Source organism: Halobacillus halophilus DSM 2266 (assembly GCF_000284515.1).
Classification (GTDB): domain Bacteria; phylum Bacillota; class Bacilli; order Bacillales; family Halobacillaceae; genus Halobacillus; species Halobacillus halophilus.
On sequence record NC_017668.1, the window covers coordinates 2,575,170 to 2,599,602 of the forward strand.

General features: G+C 41.7%; 18 protein-coding genes, 1 other RNA gene and 1 other annotated feature. Of the genes, 4 read left to right on the forward strand and 15 right to left on the reverse strand.

The window, feature by feature from the left end; genetic code table 11:
* Positions 1-17: 17 nt before the first annotated feature.
* The 6 genes from recD2 to HBHAL_RS12810 all read right to left on the reverse strand — a co-directional run bounded on the left by recD2 (position 18) and on the right by HBHAL_RS12810 (position 6,433).
* Positions 18-2,342, reverse strand: a complete 2,325-nt coding sequence (gene recD2, locus HBHAL_RS12785; protein WP_014643852.1) for an SF1B family DNA helicase RecD2 — start codon at positions 2,340-2,342, stop codon at positions 18-20.
* A gap of 21 nt (positions 2,343-2,363) precedes the next feature.
* A complete protein-coding gene (locus tag HBHAL_RS12790) occupies positions 2,364-3,023 on the reverse strand; it encodes a tetratricopeptide repeat protein (protein WP_014643853.1) in 660 nt (219 codons plus the stop codon).
* 65 nt (positions 3,024-3,088) lie between these two features.
* Positions 3,089-4,201, reverse strand: coding sequence for a tRNA 2-thiouridine(34) synthase MnmA (gene mnmA, locus HBHAL_RS12795; protein WP_014643854.1), 1,113 nt, complete (start codon positions 4,199-4,201; stop codon positions 3,089-3,091).
* Positions 4,202-4,206: 5 nt separating this feature from the next.
* Positions 4,207-5,358 carry a cysteine desulfurase family protein gene (locus HBHAL_RS12800; RefSeq protein ID WP_014643855.1) on the reverse strand — a complete coding sequence of 384 codons (1,152 nt, stop codon included), beginning with the start codon at positions 5,356-5,358 and terminating at the stop codon, positions 4,207-4,209.
* Between the two features lie 18 nt (positions 5,359-5,376).
* Positions 5,377-5,796, reverse strand: coding sequence for a cysteine metabolism transcriptional regulator CymR (gene cymR, locus HBHAL_RS12805; RefSeq protein WP_014643856.1), 420 nt, complete (start codon positions 5,794-5,796; stop codon positions 5,377-5,379).
* Positions 5,750-6,433 (reverse strand): YczE/YyaS/YitT family protein, encoded by a 684-nt coding sequence (locus HBHAL_RS12810; RefSeq protein ID WP_014643857.1) that lies wholly within the window; start codon positions 6,431-6,433, stop codon positions 5,750-5,752. The genes cymR and HBHAL_RS12810 overlap by 47 nt, the downstream gene beginning before the upstream one ends.
* 402 nt (positions 6,434-6,835) lie before the next feature.
* Between HBHAL_RS12810 and HBHAL_RS12815 the strand changes: the two genes are divergently transcribed.
* Together HBHAL_RS12815 and HBHAL_RS12820 are read left to right on the forward strand one after the other, a co-directional pair.
* Positions 6,836-8,110, forward strand: coding sequence for a replication-associated recombination protein A (locus HBHAL_RS12815; protein ID WP_014643858.1), 1,275 nt, complete (start codon positions 6,836-6,838; stop codon positions 8,108-8,110).
* Between the two features lie 138 nt (positions 8,111-8,248).
* On the forward strand, positions 8,249-8,911 hold the full coding sequence (locus HBHAL_RS12820; protein WP_014643859.1) for an RsfA family transcriptional regulator: 663 nt from the start codon (positions 8,249-8,251) through the stop codon (positions 8,909-8,911).
* Positions 8,912-8,966: 55 nt separating this feature from the next.
* On the opposite strand, the gene ssrS is transcribed toward HBHAL_RS12820, so the two are convergent.
* The 3 genes from ssrS to hisS form a co-directional block, all read right to left on the reverse strand.
* A non-coding RNA gene (ssrS, locus tag HBHAL_RS20600) (6S RNA) lies at positions 8,967-9,159 on the reverse strand.
* An 83-nt stretch (positions 9,160-9,242) separates the two neighbouring features.
* Positions 9,243-11,006, reverse strand: coding sequence for an aspartate--tRNA ligase (gene aspS, locus HBHAL_RS12825; protein WP_014643860.1), 1,764 nt, complete (start codon positions 11,004-11,006; stop codon positions 9,243-9,245).
* 2 nt (positions 11,007-11,008) lie between these two features.
* Positions 11,009-12,289 (reverse strand): histidine--tRNA ligase, encoded by a 1,281-nt coding sequence (gene hisS, locus HBHAL_RS12830; RefSeq protein WP_014643861.1) that lies wholly within the window; start codon positions 12,287-12,289, stop codon positions 11,009-11,011.
* Between the two features lie 72 nt (positions 12,290-12,361).
* Positions 12,362-12,581 (reverse strand) — a binding site (T-box leader).
* A 162-nt stretch (positions 12,582-12,743) separates the two neighbouring features.
* Between hisS and HBHAL_RS12835 the strand changes: the two genes are divergently transcribed.
* Complete coding sequence (locus HBHAL_RS12835) at positions 12,744-13,802, forward strand: N-acetylmuramoyl-L-alanine amidase (RefSeq protein ID WP_014643863.1); 1,059 nt, start codon at positions 12,744-12,746, stop codon at positions 13,800-13,802.
* Positions 13,803-13,871: 69 nt separating this feature from the next.
* Here HBHAL_RS12835 and dtd read toward each other — a convergent pair whose 3' ends face one another.
* From dtd to secDF, 6 genes are all read right to left on the reverse strand, one after another.
* Positions 13,872-14,318 (reverse strand): D-aminoacyl-tRNA deacylase, encoded by a 447-nt coding sequence (dtd, locus tag HBHAL_RS12840; RefSeq protein ID WP_014643864.1) that lies wholly within the window; start codon positions 14,316-14,318, stop codon positions 13,872-13,874.
* Positions 14,319-14,344: 26 nt separating this feature from the next.
* Positions 14,345-16,549: a RelA/SpoT family protein gene (locus HBHAL_RS12845; RefSeq protein WP_014643865.1), complete on the reverse strand. Its 2,205-nt coding sequence runs from the start codon at positions 16,547-16,549 to the stop codon at positions 14,345-14,347.
* Between the two features lie 144 nt (positions 16,550-16,693).
* The gene (locus HBHAL_RS12850) at positions 16,694-17,206 is read right to left on the reverse strand and encodes an adenine phosphoribosyltransferase (RefSeq protein ID WP_014643866.1); all 513 of its coding nucleotides are present in this window, start codon (positions 17,204-17,206) and stop codon (positions 16,694-16,696) included.
* A complete protein-coding gene (gene recJ / locus HBHAL_RS12855; RefSeq protein ID WP_014643867.1) occupies positions 17,196-19,523 on the reverse strand; it encodes a single-stranded-DNA-specific exonuclease RecJ in 2,328 nt (775 codons plus the stop codon). The genes HBHAL_RS12850 and recJ overlap by 11 nt, the downstream gene beginning before the upstream one ends.
* 57 nt (positions 19,524-19,580) lie before the next feature.
* Positions 19,581-19,913, reverse strand: a complete 333-nt coding sequence (locus tag HBHAL_RS12860; RefSeq protein ID WP_014643868.1) for a LapA family protein — start codon at positions 19,911-19,913, stop codon at positions 19,581-19,583.
* Positions 19,914-20,112: 199 nt separating this feature from the next.
* Positions 20,113-22,389, reverse strand: coding sequence for a protein translocase subunit SecDF (secDF, locus tag HBHAL_RS12865; protein ID WP_014643869.1), 2,277 nt, complete (start codon positions 22,387-22,389; stop codon positions 20,113-20,115).
* Positions 22,390-22,875: 486 nt separating this feature from the next.
* Here secDF and spoVB point away from each other — a divergent pair, with 486 nt between their 5' ends.
* Positions 22,876-24,432: a stage V sporulation protein B gene (spoVB, locus tag HBHAL_RS12870; protein ID WP_014643870.1), complete on the forward strand. Its 1,557-nt coding sequence runs from the start codon at positions 22,876-22,878 to the stop codon at positions 24,430-24,432.
* Position 24,433 lies beyond the last annotated feature (1 nt).

A 24,433-nucleotide genomic window follows, 5' to 3' on the forward strand; every position in this document is an offset into this window, starting at 1 on the left:
TTATCTCCTCCTTAACTTCACATAAAATCGTAAGGGGACAATTCTTCTTCCTCATTTTCCGGCGCTTCCGGGACCACCTTCTCCTGAAGTTTTTCTTTTAGCCTTGTATAACGAAGGTTTGTATCCATAGACTTTACACCTTCGAGAAATGCATTGCGATCTCCACAGATGATTAGCGATTGCTTAGAACGGGTGATAGCTGTGTAGAGCAAATTTTTCCTAAGCATCCTTTTATAGCTTCGTACTACCGGAAGAATGACAATTGAAAACTCACTTCCTTGCGATTTATGGATCGATGTACAATATGCGAGCATTACATTGTTCAAATCTTTTTTTGGATAAACGATTTCTTTTCCGTCAAAATCCACGACGACCTGTTCTACACCATCTACATTTTCTTCCTCGCGAAATATCGCAACAATTTCGCCTATATCTCCATTATAAACTCCGTCTTCGGGCTGATTAACCAACTGAATGACTTTATCACCTTTTCGATATGTTTGGTCATTAAATTGGATATCCCGCTTCTGCTTGCTTTTGGGATTTACCACTCGCTGAATCTCCGAATTCAGCTTATGAATACCAACTTCTGTGCGGTACATCGGAACAAGGACTTGCAATTCTCTAAGGTTAATACCCTTATCGATCGCTTTTTTTACAATATGGGTAACGATATCAGCAAGCTGATTCTCACGTGCAGGTATGAAATTGAAATCATGCTCTTTAGCCAGTGATACCGCAGTACACTGATTATTTTTAATCTCATGCGCAAGCTGAATGATTTTTGAACCTTCTTTTTGACGGTACACTTCCGTCAGTTTGGATGATGGGAGTTGTTCGGAAGCAAGGAGATCGGCAAGTACTTGACCGGGACCTACAGAAGGAAGTTGATCTTCATCACCTACGAGGAGTACCTGCATACCTGAAGGAACAGCACGGAACAATTGGTTGGCAAGCCAAATATCCACCATCGAAAATTCATCAATGATGAGAACCTTCCCTTCTAAAGGATTATTCTGGTTGCGCTCAAATTGTTCATGACCATCCCATCCGAGCAATCGGTGGATCGTGCTTGCAGGCATGCCAGTTGACTCCGTCATACGTTTAGCAGCCCGTCCTGTTGGTGCAGCCAAGACAAAAGGCAAAGGCTGATCCGAATCATAGTCTTCCGGATCAATCGAGACGTCATTTAACTCTGCATAAGACTGGATAATTCCCTTGATAACCGTTGTTTTTCCAGTTCCGGGGCCTCCAGTCAGAATCATAAGCTTGGACTGTAACGTTTTCTCAATTGCATTAAATTGGTCTTCTCCATAACTCATTGCTTCCTCTTCTTCAATGCTTCCAATAATCTTCATGAGATCTGCCTGCGTATGCTGGGTTTCCAACTCTCCTTCTAGAATACGTTCGATATTACGGCAAAAGCCGTTTTCTGCGAAATATAGCGTAGGTAAGTAGATACGCTCTTCTTCTATATATACATACTTTTCCTGCCCCAGATGGATGATTTGCTCGGATAGCTGATCGAATGAGATAGAAGCTTCAAGTCCTGTGTTTAGTAACTGATCAACCTGGACAAGACATTCTTCAGTAGGAAGGTAAGTGTGACCAGCAGACATGCTTTTTTGCATCATGTACAAACATGCTGCCCGGAGTCTGGTAGGGTGATCATGAGAAAGATTCTGCATCCTCGCCATTTCATCTGCCCGGTGAAAACCGAAACCTTCGACTTTAAATACAAGCTGGTAAGGATCTTCTTCAATAATGGCAAGGGTTTGATCTTTAAAGACTTCATAAATTTTCTGAGATAACTTCAACCCAAACCCGTATTGGGAAAGATGAATCATCACGTGTTCAAAACCTTGATGTTCCTTTAGAGAATTGTATAATTGATCCGCTTTTTCCTTAGTAAGCTTAGGTACTTTATCTAAAGCAGCTCTGTCTTCTAATATAAACGATATCGCTTGTTCTCCTAATTGATCAACGATACGCTCAGCCGTCCTTTTACCTATGCCGTGAAATAAATCACTCGATAAATAGTGAATCAGCCCATCTTTTGTTTCAGGCAAGACACGATTATACATCTCTACCTCGTATTGCAGTCCAAATTTCGGGTGGTTACGAAATTGACCATAAAAGATATAGGTTTCTCCTTCTTCCAGAGGAGAAAAGTGTCCTTTAATCACCAGTGAGTCCACATCTGTATCTTCATTTGTTTCACTTACAGTGATCGCCGCGATGGAAAAATGCTCAGCCTCATTATGAAAGATCATTCGATTGAGTTCACCTTTAACATAAGGACGGTCTTCATTCGATTCAGAAAAAAGCGTTTGTTGTGTCATGCCATCTTTCTCCTTCAATAATTACTCGTTTAACGCTTGTTCCACTTGGGCCTTTGCATGAGAAGCCAGCATGTGCTCAGGCTGAATTTCAAGTGCTCGATTAAAATGGAAGAGTGCTGATTTCGCATCTTCTTTATGAAGAGCGACCACTCCTAGATTGTAGTAAGCGTCACTATGTTCTTCCTCCAATTGTAGCACACGTTTCATAGCCTGTTCAGCACCTTCAATCTGACCGTTCTGGGCTAAACAGAGACCATATTGAAATTGGATATCTACATCTTCGGGAGCCAGCTCAGCCGCTCGAAGTAAATAAGGAAGAGCAAGCTTCGTATATTCCTGATGCACAAAAGTCATCCCCAGCATAAAGTGGACATCGGCTTCATCTAAACCATTTTGAATGGCTTGAATAAACTGCTCTTGAGCTTTGGTGAACTTTTCCTGTTCATAATAAACATTTCCGAGTCCGTAATAAGCTGTAGCGGCTTCTCCGTCAAGCTCAATAGCTCTATTAAAAAAACGGGCTGCACGTTCATAATCATTCATGTGCGTAAGCAGGTTTCCAAAGTTAATATAACCCACCGGCTGTTTAGGATTTTCGTCAATGGATTCAGTGAAAAGACGGGCCGCCTCCTCATAATTATGATTTTGCATCTCTTCAATACCTTGCTTTAATTTATCCATGTTCTCGCTCCTTTTTTAATATATGTAAAAAAGTCATGTCCTGAATAACGGACATGACCATTTGCTCAGCCGACATATGTGACAGCAGCATCTTCTTTTAAAACCGTGTCAATCGTGGCACCGCCCAGGCAAACTTCTCCATCGTAGAACACGACAGCTTGTCCAGGAGTAATGGCTCTTTCCGGTTCGTGAAAGATTACTTTCCAGCGTCCATCTGTCATAGGTTGTACTGTCACATGGCTGTCCTCTTGTCGATAACGGAATTTTGCTGTACACTCCATGGCTTCTTCAGGACCATGTCCAGTTGTCCAGTTTGCTTCAGAAGCAATTAAACCATCAGAATATAAAGCATCGTGATGAAAACCTTGTCCAACGTATAATATATTTTCCTCCACATTTTTACCTACTACAAACCACGGATCTCCAGCGCCTCCAATTCCAAGACCCTGTCGCTGACCGAGAGTATAATACATAAGCCCCTCGTGTTGTCCCTTCACTTCACCATCCAGCGTTTCCATGTTACCAGGCTGGGCCGGAAGGTATTCACTCAGGAATTCTTTGAAATTCCGCTCACCTATAAAGCAGATTCCTGTTGAATCTTTCTTTTTAGCCGTAGCCAGATCATGCTGCTCTGCTATTTCTCTCACCTGTTTCTTTTCTAAATGGCCGAGAGGAAACATCACTTTTTCAAGCATTTCCTGAGTCAACTGGTTCAGGAAATACGTTTGATCTTTATTCCTGTCAATCCCTCGGAGCATTTCATGAACTCCATTATTCTCCTGCACCTGTGCATAATGTCCAGTAGCTAGATAATCTGCTCCAAGAGATAAGGCATGGTCTAAAAATGCCTTAAACTTAATCTCCTTATTACACATAACGTCAGGATTGGGCGTGCGGCCTGCTTTGTATTCCTCAAGAAAATAAGTGAATACTTTATCCCAGTATTGTTTTTCAAAGTTAACGGCGTAATAAGGAATATCGAGTTGATTACACACTCTAATTACATCTTCATAATCTTCTGTTGCCGTACAGACTCCATTTTCGTCAGTATCATCCCAGTTTTTCATGAAGATTCCGACTACATCATAGCCCTGCTCTTTTAATAGAAGAGCAGCTACAGAGGAATCGACTCCTCCGCTCATTCCGACCACAACACGAGTGTCTTTCGGTTCTTTCATATTTTTCACCTTCCTGTTATGCTCAGTCTTTGTACAATTTGACTGATTTTCTGCGCTGCTTGTATGAGGTCCTCTTTGCTATTACTCTGGCCAAAGCTGAATCGAATTGAATTAGTGATTCGAGGGTCGCCAGTACCATACATAGCCGAAAGTACATGTGAAGGTTCTACGGACCCAGCTGTACAAGCACTGCCGCTTGAAGCAGCAATTCCTGATAAGTCAAAGTTTGTGAGCATTGTTTCCACGTTCATTTCTGGAAAACTAACGTTTATAATGGATTCAATACTGTATTCTTCCGCACCATTAATTGAGTAATTCACGCCTTCTTCGTTTAAAGCATGCAGAAATGTTTCTTTTAATTCTTTGTACTGCTTCCTTTTTTGGCTGCGCTCTCCTTCAATCAGTTCCACTGCTGTTTGGAGTCCTTTCACAGCCGGAAGATTCTCAGTCCCTGCACGCCTTTTTCTTTCCTGCTCTCCACCATACTGCAGGGACTCAAGCTTAGTCCCTTCCCTGACATAAAGAAAACCAATCCCTTTTGGACCATTTATTTTATGACCTGAAACCGCCATCAAGTCCACCGCCAGCTCTGTTACATCAATTTCCATAAGACCATATGCCTGAACAATATCAGAATGAAAAGAAGTGGAATGTTCTCTCAGGAGTTCAGCAACTTCTCTTACAGGCTGCATAACCCCTGTTTCATTATTTACCATCATGATGGAAACTAGAATCGTATCATCTCTTAATGATTTCTTTACATCTTCCGCACGTACCGCACCATGATCATCAACAGGTAAATACGTAACTTCAAAACCTTCTTCTTCAAGATATTCGACTGCATGTAATGTAGCATGATGTTCAATTGGAGTGGTAATGATATGCTTACCTTCCTGTTCGCGGGCTCTGGCTGTACCGATTATTGCTAAGTTATCAGCTTCTGTACCGCCACTTGTAAAAACTATTTCTTTTTCGTTTGCATGAATACTCCCCGCGATTACCTTTCTTGCTTCGTCAAGAATTTTTCTTGCCTGCCTTCCAAATTGGTGAACACTGGAGGGGTTGCCATAGGTCTCTTCCAAAACAGGAATCATAGACTCAACAACCTTTGGGTGAACGGGAGAAGTAGCAGCATGATCCAGATAAATTCCCTTCATTCATTCTCACCTCCACTATTAAATATAAAACATGTACGCATCCTGAGTCTGATCGTCTACATGATCTTTCAAATCTTCAAGAGTTGTCGTATCCAGTACATCCTTAACGGCATCACGCACTCTTTTCCATAGAGCTTGTTTAGCGGGTTCCTCATCTTCAATGCCTTCCACAGGGGTAATCGGTCCTTCCAGGATACGAATAACATCTCCTGCAGTAATTTCGTGAGGTGCTTTTGTCAGCATATAGCCGCCGTAAGCCCCCCTTACGCTTTTAACTAAACTTGCATTTCGTAAAGGAGCAATTAATTGTTCCAAGTAATGCTCAGAAAGTCCATTGTCTCTTGCAATTTGCTTTAGAGATATTGGACCATCTCCATATTTCCTGGCTAATTCAATCATTATGGTTAGACCGTAACGGCCTTTGGTAGATATCTTCATATAAGTCACCTTTCATTATTAAAAACTGTAACAATCGTTGGGACGCTGGTAGCGTATACCCTACAAAAGTTCCTAAAAATAACGCAATAAATACAGTTCCAATTCCTACCGGACCGCCAAGAGCGAAACCAAGCACAGCCACTGTGATCTCAATGCCGTTTCTTACGGTTGAAACTTTCCAACCCATTGCTTCAGAGATCATTAACATTAAACTGTCTCTCGGCCCCGCTCCTATGCCGGAAGATACATATATACCAATTCCTAAGGCAATAACAATAGTACCTAGAATAAATACGATAATTTGAACGGTCAAGATATCAGGACTTGGAAGCAGCCAATTAAAAAAATCAATAAATATACCAATAAAAATCATGTTTAATATGGTACCAATCTGCGGGAGTCTCTTCTTATAGAAAGCATGTAAAGTGACGATGACAAGCCCGGCGATAATGGACCAGGTTCCTACTGTTAAACCAAACTGAAGGAACAGTCCGTAATGGAAAACATCCCAGGGTCCGATTCCGAAATCCTTTACTTGCATGGTCATGGATATACCAAGACCAAGGATAATCACTCCTACTATAAAAAAAGTCCACCTAACAAAATTTTCACGCACCTGAGGGTGGTTTAAACTCAACCTAATCCCTCCTCTCTCTATTATACCAAACGTTATTATAGCATGAATGGCAAGTCTCTTGCATTTTCTCAGTAATCCATCTAACCTTACACTTATAACTAAATCTGTTATAGTTCAATGTTGGCTTTATTCGTAATATAAGTTCCTTTCCTATGCATAAACCCTTTGCTCGATTTGAAGGGGTATTGTATAGGAAGCAAAATAGATCGCTTCTTTATGAACAAGTTCGACGGTTCAACAAATGGAACGCTCTTCATCGAACATCATCTTTCCACACTCATGTCGAGCCAAGAAGCGCGAAGAAGTACGCATTCCCTTTCTACGTAACGTATAACAGAATATCATCTTATAAAAATCAGCAATTAACTTTAGCATAAACATACTTAAAAAGGAGCTTGATGTATGAGCCAGCAACCACTCGCATTCCGCATGCGTCCTTCCAATTTAAACGAAATCATTGGACAGTCCCACCTGGTGGACGAAGGTAAAACGATCCACCGGATGATAACAGCGAATCGCCTGGCTTCCATGATCCTATTCGGTCCTCCCGGGACGGGTAAGACATCGATGGCTACCGCACTAGCTAAAAGTCTAAAAATCCCCTTCAAAAATTTAAATGCAGTAACGGACAAAAAGAAAGATATGGAAATTGCTGTTGAAGAAGCCAAGATGCATGGGCAGCTCGTCCTCATCCTTGATGAAGTCCATCGCCTGGATAAAGCAAAGCAGGATTTTCTGCTTCCTCATCTTGAGAGTAATCGATTAACTCTAATCGGCTGTACGACAAGTAATCCATATCATTCCATTAATCCAGCGATCAGGAGCCGCTGCCATCTATTCGAACTTTACAAACTCACTCCTGATGAAATTAAACAAGCGATTCAACGCGCCATAGAAGATAAAGAACAGGGGATTGGAGATTTAGAACTTGAACTTACCTCCGAGGCTGTCGATCATTTTGCCCATGCGGCGAACGGAGACCTTAGAGCCGCCTTGAATGGACTAGAGCTTGCCGCTTTCTCCACCCCTATGGAAGACAAACGTATCCCTATTGACTTGGAAATTGCTGAGGAGTGTATGCAAAAGAAAAGCTTTTCTCATGATAAGGATGGAGATGCCCACTATGATGTACTTTCCGCTTTTCAGAAATCAATTCGAGGGAGCGATGTAGACGCATCTCTTCACTACCTTGGACGTTTGATAGAAGCCGGAGATCTCGATAGTATTGGGCGCAGGCTTGTGGTCATTGCCTATGAGGACATCGGGCTTGCCAACCCCCAAGCTGGCCCAAGAGCACTTTCCGCTATACAGGCAGCAGAAAGAATTGGTTTTCCCGAAGCCCGTATTCCTTTGTCAGTTATCGTTACGGAACTTGCCTTGTCCCCTAAGTCAAACAGTGCCTATAAAGCACTCGATGCAGCCCTATCAGACATTCGAAACGGTAAAAGTGGAGAAGTTCCTGCCCATTTGAAAGACTCTCATTATAAGGGAGCCTCACAATTAGGCAGAGGACTAGAATATCAGTATCCGCACAATTTTGAAAACGGCTGGGTGGATCAACAATACTTACCTGACACCATTAAGAACCGCACGTATTACGAACCAAAAGCCACCGGAAAATTTGAACAAGCTCTTCAGCAGGTATGGACAAAAATAAAAAATCGTAAATCTACTTAAGTATATTTCCACTTTCTGTTGGCTACACTACAACTAAATCTGAAAAACTACTTTTCTAGGTGTGGACAAAGCAAAGCATTCCAACTTAAAAAAGAGCTTTATCATACAAACCTGGAAAAACATACAGGAGTGGAAAATATGCCTAAAGTAAGACAAGATGCATGGTCTCATGAAGATGATTTATTACTAGCAGAAACGGTTCTTCGTCATATTCGTGAAGGAAGCACCCAATTAAAAGCGTTTGACGAAGTAGGAGATTCCTTAAACCGTACATCCGCTGCTTGCGGATTCAGATGGAATGCCGAAGTTCGTCAAAAATATGAGCAAGCCGTAGAACTGGCTAAAAAGCAAAGAAAAGAGAAGAAACGTAACGAAGCCCACCAAAAGCCCGTTTACAAAGAAATACCTGCACGTATGACTTATGAGTCAGAACCTGCAGAAGAACCTGTTATATTCGAAGAAAGTAAGATTGTGAGTGAGCAGCCAGCGATGCACTATCAGCCAGAACCCGAGATCCAGCTCTCTGATGTCATTCGATTCTTGAAAAACCTTCAAAAAGAAACCTCGGGCAGTGATTCAGCTAAAAAACAATTGCTCGAGCTTCAAGAACAAAATAAGCAACTGATAGATCAGAACCAGCAGTTAAATAGACAATTAGAAACTATGACAGAAGATTACCAGGCATTAATCCAAATTATGGATCGAGCAAGAAAAATGGTCATGTTTGAAGAACAGGACTATGCTTATAAACCTCAGTTCCGTATGGAGAAAAACGGTAATCTGGAAAATGTGGCAAGATAAAAAAAGAAGCCCTCTCGGGCTTCTTTTTTTTGTTCTTATGTAAGTAAATTAAAAGACCAATCCCAATTGTGCCGTTGTATCATGAGTTTTGAACCCGCTCCAGGCAGGTGGGTGCCCTGTTCCACACTTCCTGCGTCCTCCCATCAGTGATGGTTAAGAGGCATGCATTCCGTATGGAAACACCGGGCTCCCGTTTCAAAAATGTTCGGTCAAAACGTACATTCGAACAACGTACACATCAGGATTGATCCGTTTAATTTGTAAAACAATCATAGCATATATATATATCCTTATCAACAATAACAAGCTAGATTTAAAACAGAATTTCGTTTTATTCTTCAGGCTTTAATTGCAGGTGAAGCTCGTCTAATTGAGCCTTGCTTACACTTCCTGGTGCATTGGTCATTGGATCTGTTGCTGAAGCTGTCTTTGGAAATAAAATGGTATCACGAAGATTCGTACGACCGGCAAGAAGCATAACAAATCGATCAAATCCAAGGGCAATACCTCCATGAGGCGGTGCTCCATATTCTAAAGCTTCAAGTAAGAAACCGAACTGTTCCTCCGCTTCTTCCTGACTGAATCCAAGTACTTCAAACATTTGATTCTGTACCTCTCTTTGATGGATACGCAGCGAACCTCCGCCCAGTTCATAACCATTTAATACAATATCGTAGGCTTCTGCATGTACATTCTGAGGATTTTTGTGCAGCTGGTCCATATCCTCTTCCACTGGTTTCGTAAATGGATGATGAGCTGCAAAGTATCGCTCTTCCTCTTCATCGTACTCCAGCAGCGGCCAGTCGGTAACCCACAAGAAATTAAAGCGATCTTCTTCGATTAAATCAAGACGACGGGCTAACTTCTGTCTCAGTGCTCCAAGACTATCATATACAACTGATGTTTTATCGGCTACAAATAGTAGAAGATCTCCGTCTGCTGCTCCTGTCTTCGCTTTAATTAGAGACGCTTCTTCTTCTGTAAAGAATTTAGCGATAGGTCCGTTCAATTCCCCATCTTTTACTTTAAGCCATGCTAGTCCTTTTGCTCCGTAAACTTTAACATCTTCCGTCATTTTATCAATATCTTTACGAGAGAACTCATCAGCCTTACCTTCAACGTTAATGGCACTAACCTGACCACCTGAAGAAACAGCCCCGCTGAATACTTTGAATCCAGAATTCTTAACCTCTTCCGACAAGTTTACAAGTTCTAAACCAAATCGTGTATCGGGTTTATCTGACCCATAACGCTCCATAGCCTCTTCGTAGGACATCCTTGGAAATGGAGTAGAAATCTCGATTCCTTTAACTTCTTTCATTACTCTTGTCATCATGCGTTCGGTCATAGTCATAATTTCATCTTTAGACATGAACGATGTTTCAATATCCACTTGCGTAAACTCTGGCTGTCGGTCCGCGCGTAAATCCTCATCGCGGAAACAACGGGCAATCTGATAATACTTTTCGAAACCAGACATCATCAGCATTTGTTTAAATAACTGCGGTGATTGAGGTAATGCATAAAACTGTCCTTCATGTACACGGCTTGGTACAAGATAGTCTCTTGCTCCTTCCGGCGTGCTCTTTGTAAGCATAGGAGTTTCCATTTCCAGGAATTCCTCTTCATTTAAAAAGTTACGGATGGATTGGGTGGCTTGATGACGAAGCTTAAAGGTTTCCTGCATTTCCTTTCTTCTAAGATCAAGATAGCGATATTTCAAACGAAGGTCCTCAGAAACTTCGGACTGTTCTTCAATCATAAATGGCGGTGTTTTCGCTTTGTTTAGAATCGTAACAGATTGAGCTGCCAACTCGATTTCTCCTGTGCCGATACTCGGATTAATCGTCTTTTCATCCCTGGCGACTACTTCTCCTATTATTTCCAGTACGTATTCACTGCGAACATTTTCAGCAGTATTTAATGCTTCCTCAGATGTTTCCGGATTAAATACTACCTGAACAAGTCCGGACCTGTCGCGCAGGTCGATAAAAATCAAACCTCCCAGGTCCCTGCGCTTTTGCACCCAGCCTTTCAAAGTGACTTCTTGACCTAAATGGTCTTTACGTAAAGATCCGCTCTGCACACGTTCCATATTTATTCGCCTCCTAACAACTGTTTCTTCATATGGTTTTCAATATCATCCAGTGGGATTTCTTTTTGCTCTCCACTTACCATATCTTTCACATTTATCACATTTTCTTCAACTTCACGATCACCCAGAATAAGTACAAATTTTGCACCAAGGCGGTCGGCGGTTTTAAACTGGGCTTTCATTTTTTTGCCCAGGTAATCTTTATCTACCTGAATGCCCGCTTTTCTCAATTGATAAGCCACACGGACCGAAACCTTCTCTGCTTCTTCGCCTAAAGCTACCAGATAGCAATCCAGCTCTTCATCGATCGGAAGCTCAACACCTTCAGCCTCCAGAGCCATTAATAATCGTTCCAGACTCATGGCAAAACCAATGCCGGAAGTAGCTGGACCTCCAACTTCTTCCACGAGACCAGTGTAGCGTCCGCCGCCGCTCAGGGTTGTAATCGCTCCAAACCCTTCAGCGTCGCTCATAATTTCAAAAGCGGTGTGATTATAATAATCCAGCCCGCGGACCAAATTAGGATCGATTTCATACTCGATACCCATCACATCTAGATACTCTTTCACCTTATCAAAGTATTCTTTTGAATACGTATTTAAATAATCCAGGATAGATGGTGCCGTTGCCATAGCCGGATGATCTCTGTCCTTCTTGCAATCTAAAACCCGAAGCGGGTTTTGATCAAGACGGACTTGGCAATCTGCACATAATTCATCGCGATGTGGATCAAAATGCCGAATCAGTGCGTTTCTGTGAGCTTCTCTGCTCTCAAGGTCTCCAAGACTGTTTAACACAAGACGTAAGGAACTTAATCCCATTTCGCGATAAGAATCAAGAGCCAGCGCCAGAACTTCAGCATCTATCGCTGGATCATCGCTTCCGAGAGCTTCAATTCCAAATTGGACAAATTGTCGCTGTCTTCCTTGCTGAGGTCGCTCATATCGAAACATAGGACCTATATAAAAATATTTTGTCGGCTGATTAGGTGACCCATGCACTTTGTTTTGAACGAAAGATCTCACTACCGAAGCCGTTCCTTCAGGGCGCAGTGTAACACTTCGCCCCCCACGATCCTCAAATGTGTACATTTCTTTCTGGACAATATCTGTACTATCTCCCACTCCACGTTGAAATAACTCTGTATGTTCAAAGATAGGAGTCCTAATTTCTTTATAGTGATAGCGGCGGCACAAGTCCACCAATTTTTTCTCTACATACTGCCATTTTTCTGAGGCGCCAGGAAGAATGTCCTGTGTACCTCTTGGGGCATTTATACTCATTAATACTCCTCCTTTATACTTTCCACCATAAAATACCATAAAAAAACCCCCGCCCCTTTTCCTGCCAATAGGAAAAGGGACGGGGATTTACCCGCGTTGCCACCCTGATTGAAGCATTCAGCTTCCACTCAAAGACAGTTAACGCCTGCGGTACGTCTACACCTACTTTATTTCGATGCAGAACCTAAGAAATGTCTTTCATCCATCCATCATAAAGGAATGCTTCCAGCCTATCTGGCATTCCATCTCTGGTTACGTGGGAATGGGCTACTTTTTCCCTCAATGGTTTTAGTCGTATCATTATAGAATTGATTACTATCATATAGGCTTTTTCATTAGGATGTCAAGCCATTCTCTAAAATATTTATTACTATATTTTAATTCCTTGGGCAGGTACGTTTATCATGCCTGTCGAATAATACACGTGGCCAAAAAATAAGGGGGTGAAATTAATATGAAGAAAACATGTTTTATGTTACTTGTTCTAATTTTCGGAATTCTTAGTTCAAATGATTTCATTGTCTATGCCGATCAGATGATCGTCAAAGAGGATGTGGTCAATGTTAGAAGCGGTCCAGGGACAAACCATGAACAATTTACCCAGGTTCATAAAGATGAAGTTTATGAATACATAAATGAACAGGGGCAATGGGTTCAAATTCAACTCAGTAATGATCGTCAGGGCTGGGTAGCCGGATGGCTGGTTCAGAAAAACAATCAAACTATTGATAATAAGGAAAACTCACATTTATCGTTGAATTACAATGGCACTAATATTAGAAGCGGTCCTTCAACAGAAGCCTCTATTCTGGGGCGCGGACATAAGAACGAGGAATTTAAAATTATCGGAAAAGAAGGTTCATGGTATGAGATCCGTTTTCAGAATCAGAAGGCTTTTGTGGCAGACTGGATTGTAAAAACCCAGCAGAAGCAGGCAGTAAATTATGAAACTGCTTCCGATCCTGAACCTACTCTGAATGGTAAAACCATCATAATTGATGCCGGCCATGGCGGGCGTGACCCCGGAGCTATTGGTTTCACAGGAATCTTGGAGAAAGACTTAACGTTACAAACCGCTAATGCTTTGAAACAACAGCTGGAAAGTCAGGGAGCAAATGTTATATTAACGCGAAAGAAAGATGAATATTTAGCGCTTGCAGTTCGCAATTATCATTCTCTAAAATCACACGCTGACGCTTTCATCAGCCTCCATTTTAATAGTTCCCCTGTAAATATTTCTGCAAATGGAATCAGCAGCTACTATTATCACTTTAAAGATAAACATCTTGCGTCATTGATTCAGCAGGAAATGGTTCATGAAACTAGTTTGACAGACAGAGGGGTAAGACTTGGAAATTTTCATGTGTTACGCGAAAACAACAAACCCGCTGTACTCTTAGAACTTGGCTTCATTTCCAATAAGTCTGAGGAAGGTGTAGTGACCTCGCCTTCTTATCACACAACTGTCGGCCAGGGAATAACAAGAGGGTTAGTTCGGTACTTCTCAAATTAAATTATCAAAATATCCAAAACGAAACATAAAGCCCTGGAAGTTTATAACGACTTCCAGGGCTTTATCTTCTTATCTTTCTTTACTGTCCAATATCAACGTTACTGGACCAGAGTTAGTCAAGGCAACATTCATCATAGAGCCAAATTCTCCTGTTTCGACTCCAACACCTTCATTTTCGACCATATGATTAAACGTTTCATAGAGTTCTTTGGCCTGATCAGGTTTTGCTGCCTGCATGAAATTTGGGCGACGGCCTTTACGGCAATCTCCAAACAAAGTGAATTGAGAAATAGACAAAAGCTTCCCACCTAAGTCTACAAGTGAATGGTTCATTTTTTCATCATCATCTTCGAAAATTCTCAGGTAAGGAATTTTCTTAGCTAAATACCTTGCATCTTCTTCTGTATCTTCATGAGTCACTCCAAGAAGAACGACTAGTCCTTTTTGAATTGAACCAACATCCTCGTTATTGACTTCTACGCTCGCTCTTGAAGCACGCTGTACCACTGCTTTCATTTCAATGCCACCCCTTTTGCGTCCGATTACTGCATAACTCGTCGGACCGTATAAACCTCTTGAATCTGCTTGATACGCTCCACAATTCTCCGTAGATGACTTGTGTTTTGGATCAGAATTGTAATATGAATGGTGGCCATCTTGTTTCTGTCGGATTTACCAGAAACCGCGGTAATATTAGTTTTCGTCTCATTAACTGCCTGCAGAACTTCGTTCAGAAGTCCTCTGCGGTCATATCCCCATATTTCAAGGTCAACATGGTACTGTTTTGAATCCGTGACCGACGTTTCCCATTGAACAGGAAGAAGCCGGGTTTGTGCTTCTTCCGTTTTCACATTAGGACAATCCGTTCGGTGAACAGAAACACCTCTCCCTTTCGTAATGTATCCCACGATATCATCACCAGGTACAGGGTTACAGCATTTAGACAACCGAACGAGCAAGTTGTCTACTCCTTCCACACGCACTCCTGAATCTTTCTTACCGCTCTTAGCGGGCGTTTTAATTTCAGTAGTACTTACATCCGCCAATGTTTGTTCCAGGTTCTGCTGTTTTTGTTTCTGTTTTCTCCATCTTTCTGTAATCCTGGTTGCGATTTGGGCAGCTGTAATTCCTTGATAACCTACAGCAGCAAACATATCATCTTCACTGCTGAAATTGAACTTCTCAGAAACACGAATTAAATTATCAGGAGTAAGTACATCTTTAGGCTGAATTCCGAAATTCCGAATTTCCTTCTCAACCAACTCTTTTCCTTTCCCGATATTTTCATCTTTTCTCTGTTTTTTGAAAAACTGCTTAATTTTATTTTTTGCCTGAGAAGTCTGAGCCAGTTTAATCCAGTCTTTGGATGGTCCATAGGAGTGTTTGGAAGTCATGATTTCCAAAATGTCCCCGGTATTAAGAACATAATCTAAGGGTTCCATTTTACCGTTTACTTTTGCCCCGATCGTTTGATTTCCAACTTCGGTGTGTATACGATAAGCAAAATCAATAGGGACAGAACCAGAAGGCAGCTCAATTACATCCCCTTTTGGTGTGAACACATAGACCATATCTGAAAATAAATCGACTTTCAAAGATTCCATAAACTCTTCGGCATCATGAGTTTCACTTTGCCACTCCAAAATCTCTCTAAACCAGGTCAGTTTTTCTTCAAACGATTGCTCCGCCGTACTTTGACGCCCTTCTTTATAAGCCCAATGGGCAGCAATGCCATACTCAGCAATCTCATGCATATCATGGGTGCGGATTTGAACTTCCAAAGGATCGCCTTTTGGACCAATTACAGTCGTGTGCAGAGATTGATAAAGGTTAGGTTTTGGCATAGCAATATAATCTTTGAAGCGACCAGGCATCGGCTTCCAGCAAGTGTGAATGATCCCAAGAACAGCATAACAGTCCTTTATACTGTTTACCGTAATCCTAACAGCAAGCAGGTCATAAATTTCATTAAATTGTTTATTCTGCAAAACCATTTTTCTATAAATACTGTATAAGTGCTTAGGCCTTCCATTAAGATCTGCATCAATATTAACGTCCTTCAACTGACTGCGGATCTCATCAATAACTTCTTCAATGTAATGTTCCCGCTCGTTACGCTTTTGTTTCATTAGGTGTACAATCCGGTAATATTGCTGTGGATTTAAATAACGCAGCGCTGTATCTTCGAGCTCCCATTTGATTGTAGATATACCAAGACGATGAGCCAAAGGAGCAAAAATCTCCAAAGTCTCATTGGAAATTCTTCTTTGCTTTTCAGCAGGAAGGTGCTTCAACGTCCTCATATTGTGAAGGCGGTCAGCCAGCTTGATAAGAATAACACGGATGTCTTTGGCCATTGCCACAAACATTTTCCGGTGATTCTCCGCTTGCTGAGCTTCTTTAGATTTGTATTTAATTTTACCTAACTTCGTAACCCCATCGACTAGCATAGATACTTCCGTATTGAAGGCTTTCTCTATTTCTTCAATACTCACTTCTGTATCTTCAACTACATCATGAAGAAACCCTCCTGCTATCGTTTCCGGATCCATTTCCAGGTTCACTAGAATACCTGCCACCTGAATAGGGTGGATTATATAAGGCTCCCCGGATTTACGGAACTGGTCGCTGTGTGCCTCTTCAGCAAACTGATAGGCACGGCGAATAAAGGCAAGGTCATCCTCATTCAAGTATGTGCTTGCTTGTTCTATTACTTCTTCAGCTGTTAGAACTGTATCTTTCGCCATTCAATCACCCTGGTTTCTGTAGACTTTCTTTAAAAAGATATTTGATTTATATTATCAAAAAAAGCAGGTGAAATGTAAAGAGATAGATGCTGTCCCCTCACCTGTAAAACAAAGAGCGCCCTATTTGAGGGCACTCTTTCTAAGTTAGTATTGCATTAATGTTAATACATCGTACCCATCAAGCTTACTGCGTCCATCTAAATACGTAAGTTCTATCAGGAAAGCACAGCCGGCAACCACTCCGCCCAGCTGTTCTACAAGATTAATCGTCGCTTCAATTGTGCCCCCCGTGGCAAGGAGATCATCCACAATCATGACACGCTGACCTGGTTTAATAGCGTCTTTATGAATCGTAAGGATATCACTGCCATATTCAAGGCCATAATCTACTTTGATCGTCTCTCTTGGAAGCTTCCCTTCTTTACGGACAGGAGCAAAACCAATTTCTAAAGCATAGGAAACAGGACAGCCGACAATAAAGCCGCGTGCCTCAGGTCCAACTACGATGTCTATTTCTTTATCTTTTGCATAATCAACGATATCGTCCACCGCCGATTTAAATGCTGGACCGTTGTCCATCAAAGGAGTAATATCCTTGAATTGAATGCCTTCTTTAGGCCAGTTTTCTACAATAGCGATATGTTCTTTATAATCCATTAACTACTTCCTCCTTGGAATGCTTGGAACTCTGGTTCAAATAATTATTGAACCATTCTTTTAACTCCTTGTAAGTGGAATAATACAAGGTTTGTTCCATGTATATACGCTCTTCACGCTCTTTATATAAGGTAGATTCTTTTAAATCTTTCTGCGAAGGTTTTGAATTTATCGTTACAATTCCATCTTTTATTCTAACAAATTCAAGTTCAAAAAACACCTTCGAAATAAATTCAACCATAGAGTGATCCCAGCCTTTTCTCTTAGCCAGCTGTTCACCTTCCTGTCTAAGATTGAATTCCTTACGCTTCAACAGCATACCATAAAACCATTTGAAATGATCACGGGTCGGCCAGGTTTTTAAAAAGGTGCTTTCTTCCAGACGGTAACAGGCAAAAACTTTACTTACAGAAACACGACTGAGAAGTTCCTCTAATTGACTTATCCGCTCAGGTAAATCTAATAACAATAGTCCATCAACCATGTCGCCCTCTGTAAACCCTTCCGGGGTGTACACAGGAATATTGTGAGGTGCATTCAATTCTCCCTGAAATGATACCGCTGCATAATACTCATTTGCAGGTACTACAAGTTTTTTCTCCACATGCTTTGATCCCCTCAGATCAAATAACTGCCAGTCATTCACACGTAAATCTTTCACCATAATCTGAAGATTTTTTCGACCATTCCATTCGTTAATTCCCAATTCTCCGACTACCTCTAAAGGGTCTGAAGGAGTCAGGTGCGGATAAACATCTCCCATACCGAAGGCAATACCATCCACTCGTGACTGTTCTTTTTGAAATTGCAATTTCAAATGATTTTTTTTACTTCCGATTAGCCTGAGCTCTTTAGGAGTATTCATTAAATGAAATAGCGGTTTAGGATTTCCCATCCCAAAAGGCCGGAGCTGATCGATTTCTTCAATTTGTTTTATAGAGATGTCCCCCAGTTCAAGAGTGGCTTCAATATCCAATACTTGCTGGTAGTCATCCTCCGTTAATTTTTGCTCTGCGAGATCGTTCAATGCTGTTCTTAGTTCGTCAATTTTCTCTACTTCTAAAGTCATTCCTGCCGCTTGGGCATGACCTCCGAAATGAAGAAAACGGTCCCTGACCTCCATACAATTAGCAAAGAGATCAAACGCATCGATACTTCGAGCAGACCCTTTTGCTTCTCCCTTTTCAGGGTCAATTCCCAGAACAATAGCAGGTCGGTCGAATTGACGTACAAGTTTAGATGCAACAATCCCTAAGACTCCCGGGTTCCAACCTTCCTTAGCAACCACAATTACGTTTTCAAGATTTTCAGACCTTGAAGATAGCAGTTCTTCAGCCTCTTTGGCAATCTCAGCCACTATTTTCTGGCGTTCCTGGTTAATCTGATTAATAAATGAAGCAATCTGCTGAGCTTCCTCCCTGTCTTTAGATAGAAGCAATTCTACTGCCGGCGTAGCATCTTGCAAGCGTCCTACAGCATTCATACGAGGGCCGATGGTAAATCCAATCGTTTCTTCATTCATCTCACCCTCGATGCCGCAAACTTCACGCAAAGCCATTACCCCCGGGCGCTTTGAGCGCGAAATAGCTGCAAGTCCCATTGAAGCAAGTACTCGGTTCTCTCCCTGAAGCGGAACCAGGTCAGCAATGGTTCCAATGACGACCAGATCCAGATAATCCTTAGGGAATCTTCCAAGTAAAGCTTCCGCAAATTTAAAAGCAACACCTACGCCCGCCAATTCTTGAAATGGGTACCGGCTGGACGTTTTTGGGTGAATAATGCTATAGGCATCTGGTAATACTTCTTGAACTTCATGGTGATCAGTTATAATCAGATCTATTCCTAGCTGTTTAGCTACTTCAGCTTCATGGATGGCTGCAATTCCGGTATCTACTGTAATGATAACGGAATATCCAGAATCCTTTGCGAATAAGAACGCTTCTTCATTTGGTCCATATCCCTCTGTAAAGCGGTTCGGTATATAGAAGTCACAATACGCTCCAGCTTCTCTTAAGGCTTCCATCATTAAAGTTGTTGAACTTACACCGTCCGCATCATAGTCTCCAAAGACAAGAATGGATTCTTCCCGATGAATTGCGGTTTTAACTCTCTCTACTGCCTTCTCCATTCCTTCCATTAGAAATGGATCATGTAAATAATCAATAGAGGGGTTCAAAAACTGTTCCACAGCGTCTGGCTCAACAATTCCGCGCTTCTCAAGCATTTGCTGGGTTAGCGAAGTTAGTCCCTGCTGAACCTCGAATCCTTCGACATTCTCATTATATGTAAACTGCCATTTCATCTTACTTTGTATCATAAGTTCACCCCTGACCCATCTATTATACAAGAGGGGACCAGGGGTGGCAAACGACTTTTACGTTACATTTCTATTCTCGTTTTCCTCTTTAGCCTCTACCGATTCATCCGGGGCTTCATCAAAACCAGAGGAAGTTACCGGCTCGTTAGATTGATCGACTTTTTGCTTTAAAGAGCGATTTTCTCTCTTTAACTTAAAGTAACGGACAGCTCCTACAGACGCTGTAGCAAGCCCGCCTAATAATACAGATATTAAGATAACCAGGATCAGGGGTGCTTCACCTGTACCGAACATATAATTAACTTGAACAGGGTCCACATTGATCACAGCAAAGATAGCTATAATTAAAGCAAAAACAAATGCAAAAATAATATAAGATTGCCCTTTCACGTTTTTTCCTCCTTTAGCCATTCGACTTTGATCTTCATATGAAAGACCATAGATTACCGGTTTAGCCTTTGATCTTTAAAACCAAAATCAAATATACAACTCCTTAGATCAACTAATACCATTCATATATCTATACCCAAATTCTCTAATTTTCAATCAAAAAAGCAGCCTCACTAAGAGATGAGGCTGCTTCATATAATTATACTTGAGGTCCATCGTTTTTCTTCTTCTTAACAAACTGAATCGGATTATCTTTAATGTTCTTCCCACGCCAAATCAGCCATATCTGAGAGGCAATGAATAAGGAAGAATACGTTCCAGCAAGCAGTCCTACCACAAGAGCAAATGCAAAGTTTGTAATCGACGAAGCTCCGAAGAAGAGGAGCATAATCGCTGCAAAGATTACAGTGATAACCGTATTAATACTTCTGGCTAGGGTCTGCATCAAGCTGTCGTTCACAACTTTAGCGAGTTCTTTAAAGGACTTGACCTTCTTCTTCAGCTTCAAGTTTTCACGAATCCGGTCAAATGTAACAATGGTATCGTTAACTGAATAACCGACAATCGTTAAGATCGCAGCTATAATGGTAATATCAAACTCAAGTCTCGTAAGACTGAACAGCGCAATGATAAAGAAAGCATCGTGAAGCAAGGCGATGATAGCGGTCATCGCAAAGAAGAACTCAAATCGAATCGTTACATAAATAATAATCCCGATAGAAGCATACAAAACAGCCAATGCCGCATTCTTAGCTAACTCCTGACCAACTACAGGGGAGACTGTGCTTACGTTTGGCGTATTGCCAAATTCGTCTTCATAGTAGCTCTGAATTTCTCCAATTTTATCTTTACTTAGCTCGCTGTCAAAACGAGCAACAGCAATTTCATCATTGTCTCCGGAGATTACTACTTTCTTAGGAGCAACATTAAACTCTTCTTCCATAGTCTCCTCAACTTGTGAAGCATTGATATTGCCATCGGATAAAATGGAGACCCTTGAGCCGCTTGTAAAATCAATACCGAGGTTCAGTCGGAAAACAGCAAGAGCCAGAATGCCGGCTGTAATCAAGATAATAGAAATTGTAAAGAATCTTTTCCTCAAGCCAACAAAGTCGAACTTACGGTTCATAACAGTAGCTTCAACTTCTTCGCCTTCTTCTAGAGAATGGATATCTTCCGGCTTCACACCGAACCATTTCGGACGTTTATTTAAGAAACGGCTCTTCACCCATAATCCCATAAGAAGACGCGTACCATATACAGCGGTAATAAAACTGACTAAGATACTTACGATCAGCATCGTAGCAAAGCCTTTTACAGAACTTGTGCCAAAGAGGAAAAGAACGGTAGCTGCGATCAGTGTGGTAATGTTCGCATCGAGAATGGTAGCGAGAGAACGTTTATTACCAGCTTTGAATGCTGACATCACTGATTTGCCGGCTTTTAATTCCTCTTTAATTCTTTCATAGGTAATAATATTGGCATCAACCGCCATACCTACACCGAGAATGAGTGCAGCTATACCTGGCAGGGTCAACACCCCGTTCATGGCTTCAAAGACCACTAATATTAAATACACATATGCGGTCAACGTCACAACAGCTATAATTCCAGGAAAGCGGTAATACGCCATCATGAATAAGAAAATAGTGGCTATACCAATTGCCCCGGCAACGATCGTTTTATTCATTGCCTGCTCACCGAATTGTGCTCCTACTGAGGTAGAATAGGTTTCTTCCAGATTTACCGGAAGCGAACCTGCGTTTAAGAGATCTGCCAACTCTTTCGCCGACTCTACTGTAAAATCTCCAGTAATCTGCACGGTGGAACTTCTGACTGGTCCATCTGGAAATCTTGGTGCTGAAAGATAAGCCGGATCGGCCTTCCCATACTCCTCAGCAAAGGACGTCTCTTCATTGTAGTCGAGCCAGATGACCAGAACATTTTCTGGATAAGGTGTGCTTGGGTCATCAGGTGTATTAACAATCTCTTCAGAAACGTCATAAAACTTACCAGGATCTTTTACGCCAAGAGAAACGGCCGGAGCATTATTCTGGTCATAAGTTTGCTGGGCGCTTCCCTCAACCAGGTCTGATCCATCTAAATATTCTTCTCCATTCGCGCCGCGGAAAGAAAGTTCAGCTGTAGTAGCTAGTAGATCCCGTGCCTCCTGCTGATCCTGAATACCGGCAAGCTGTACGCGGATACGTCCGCCATCTTCAATGGAAATATTCGTTTCACTAATCCCCAGTGTATTCACTCGTCTGTTCAGGGATTCAACGGTCGCTTCCAGGACATTTTCGTTAACTTCCTGATCTTCATTCAAAGGCTCCACATCATACAGGATTTCAAATCCGCCCTGCAGATCCAGTCCTAAGTTTATATTTTTAGTAACACCTGTTACAGTCGTCCCTATTGTAGCTGCTAATAGAAGCACCACTAGAAAAAAGGCGACGATACGCCCCCGTTTCACCATAATGTTCATTTCCTCCTTTTATATCTTCCGTGCCTATTCATTATTGAAAAGCTTATGTACTCGCAGTAAGTACGTGTCTCACTCCTAAGTATTAGGGTTTCCTTTGTTTATCCATCCGTACCAATTTTACTATTATTTTTATATTTGACAACATGCAAAATCCTTTCTATAGACCGCATGAGGATCTATCCACCCTGTTTTGCATGCTACATCTACACCCGATCCTCTAACCAAGCTCTTGATAGAGCCTGTGTTCCCGCTCATCATTTATGTATCAACAGAGTGACCAGCTGTTTTTGAACAACTTCGCACAATTTTTCGGCTGCTACTATTACACCTAACTATTATAATTGATTTCCACTAATTTCGCTGGACCTCCCGCCTTCTCTTCTCGATAATTCTAAACCTTTGTCATGCCTTGTCCAAGGCTAAGCATATACTTCATTGTAGCGGAATTTTAATTCTTTGAGAAGGCGGATTGTTTTTATGTCTAAACAAACCTTTTTACACGGTGCCCTCATCCTGGTAGCTGCGGGGCTGGTCACTCGTCTGCTTGGGTTTATCAATCGGATTGTGGTTGCTCGTGTGATGGGAGCTGAAGGCGTAGGGCTTTATATGATGGCCCTGCCTACTCTAATTCTCGCGATTACCATTACACAGTTCGGTCTCCCTGTAGCTATATCAAAACGCGTATCGGAAGCCGAAGCCACAGGCAATGAGAAGAAGATTAAAAGTATCTTAATAGTCTCTTTGTCGATTACCGGTTCCTTAAGTATTATCTTTACAGGCGCCTTATTTATACTCGCCCCTGTTATCGCTTCCTATTTTCTAACTGACCCGCGTGCTCTATTCCCTTTATTAGTCGTCACACCGATTATACCGATTATTGCTGTTGCATCGGTGATTCGAGGTTATTTCCAAGGAAGACAGAATATGAAGCCCCAGGCTCTTTCTCAGGTTATTGAGCAGATAGTTCGTATTGGTGGAGTGCTTGTTTTAACCAAACTCCTTTACCCTTATGGTGTCGAATATGCGGCAGCAGGAGCTATGGCGGCCGTGGTTTTAGGTGAATTCGTTTCATTGATTTATATGTTAAGACAGTTCAATTTGCAAAAATCGTTTAAACTGCGCAAGACTTGGAAAAAACACGTGGGGAAAGGAAGACAAACTTTTCAAGAGTTAATGGCTATTGCGCTTCCTACTACGGGCAGCCGCTTTATCGGTTCCATAACCTATTTCTTTGAACCTATTCTTGTTGCCCAAAGCCTTGCTATAGCTGGTTTCGCTGCTGCAGAATCAACTAAGCTTTACGGGGAGCTTACTGGATATGTTCTTCCTTTACTTTTCTTACCTACTTTTTTAACTCATGCGCTCTCAACAGCCCTTGTACCTTCTATTAGTGAAGCAGCAGCGATAGGAAAAAAAGAAACCATCCAGTACCGAATTATGCAGTCCATCCGCCTCTCCTTAGCTTCTGGCGGCGTCATTACAGTGGTATTTATGATTTTCCCCGCTGTTATACTTATGACGGTTTACGGCACTAGCCAAGCAGCTTTTATGCTGCAGTTTATGGCACCATTCTTTTTGCTGCATTATATTCAGACTCCTCTACAGGCCACATTACAAGCATTAGATCTAGCCCAGCCTGCTATGTGGAACACCTTAATTGGATCAATTATTAAATTCATTGTATTAGTAAGTTTAAGCTCCCGGCCCGAGTTCGGCATTCATGGTGTGGCCATAGCTATGGTGGTGGGTGTTGTCGTTGTTACTCTTCTACATCTTGGAGTACTCATTAAATACAAAGTCATGACTCTTCCGCTTGGTATGTTCATCCGTTTCGCACTGGTTGTTGGGATTACCGGCTATGTTGGTTTTACAATGAAGCAGCATCTGCTTCATGAAAGCAAGCCGCTCGCTCAGTTATTATGGATGGGAATAACACTTACGCTTATTTACCTGATCCTCCTGTTTTGGTTTAAGCTATTAAGCAAAGAAGAGTGGAGATTAATCCCTTGGAAAAAAATCCTTCATAAAAAATAAC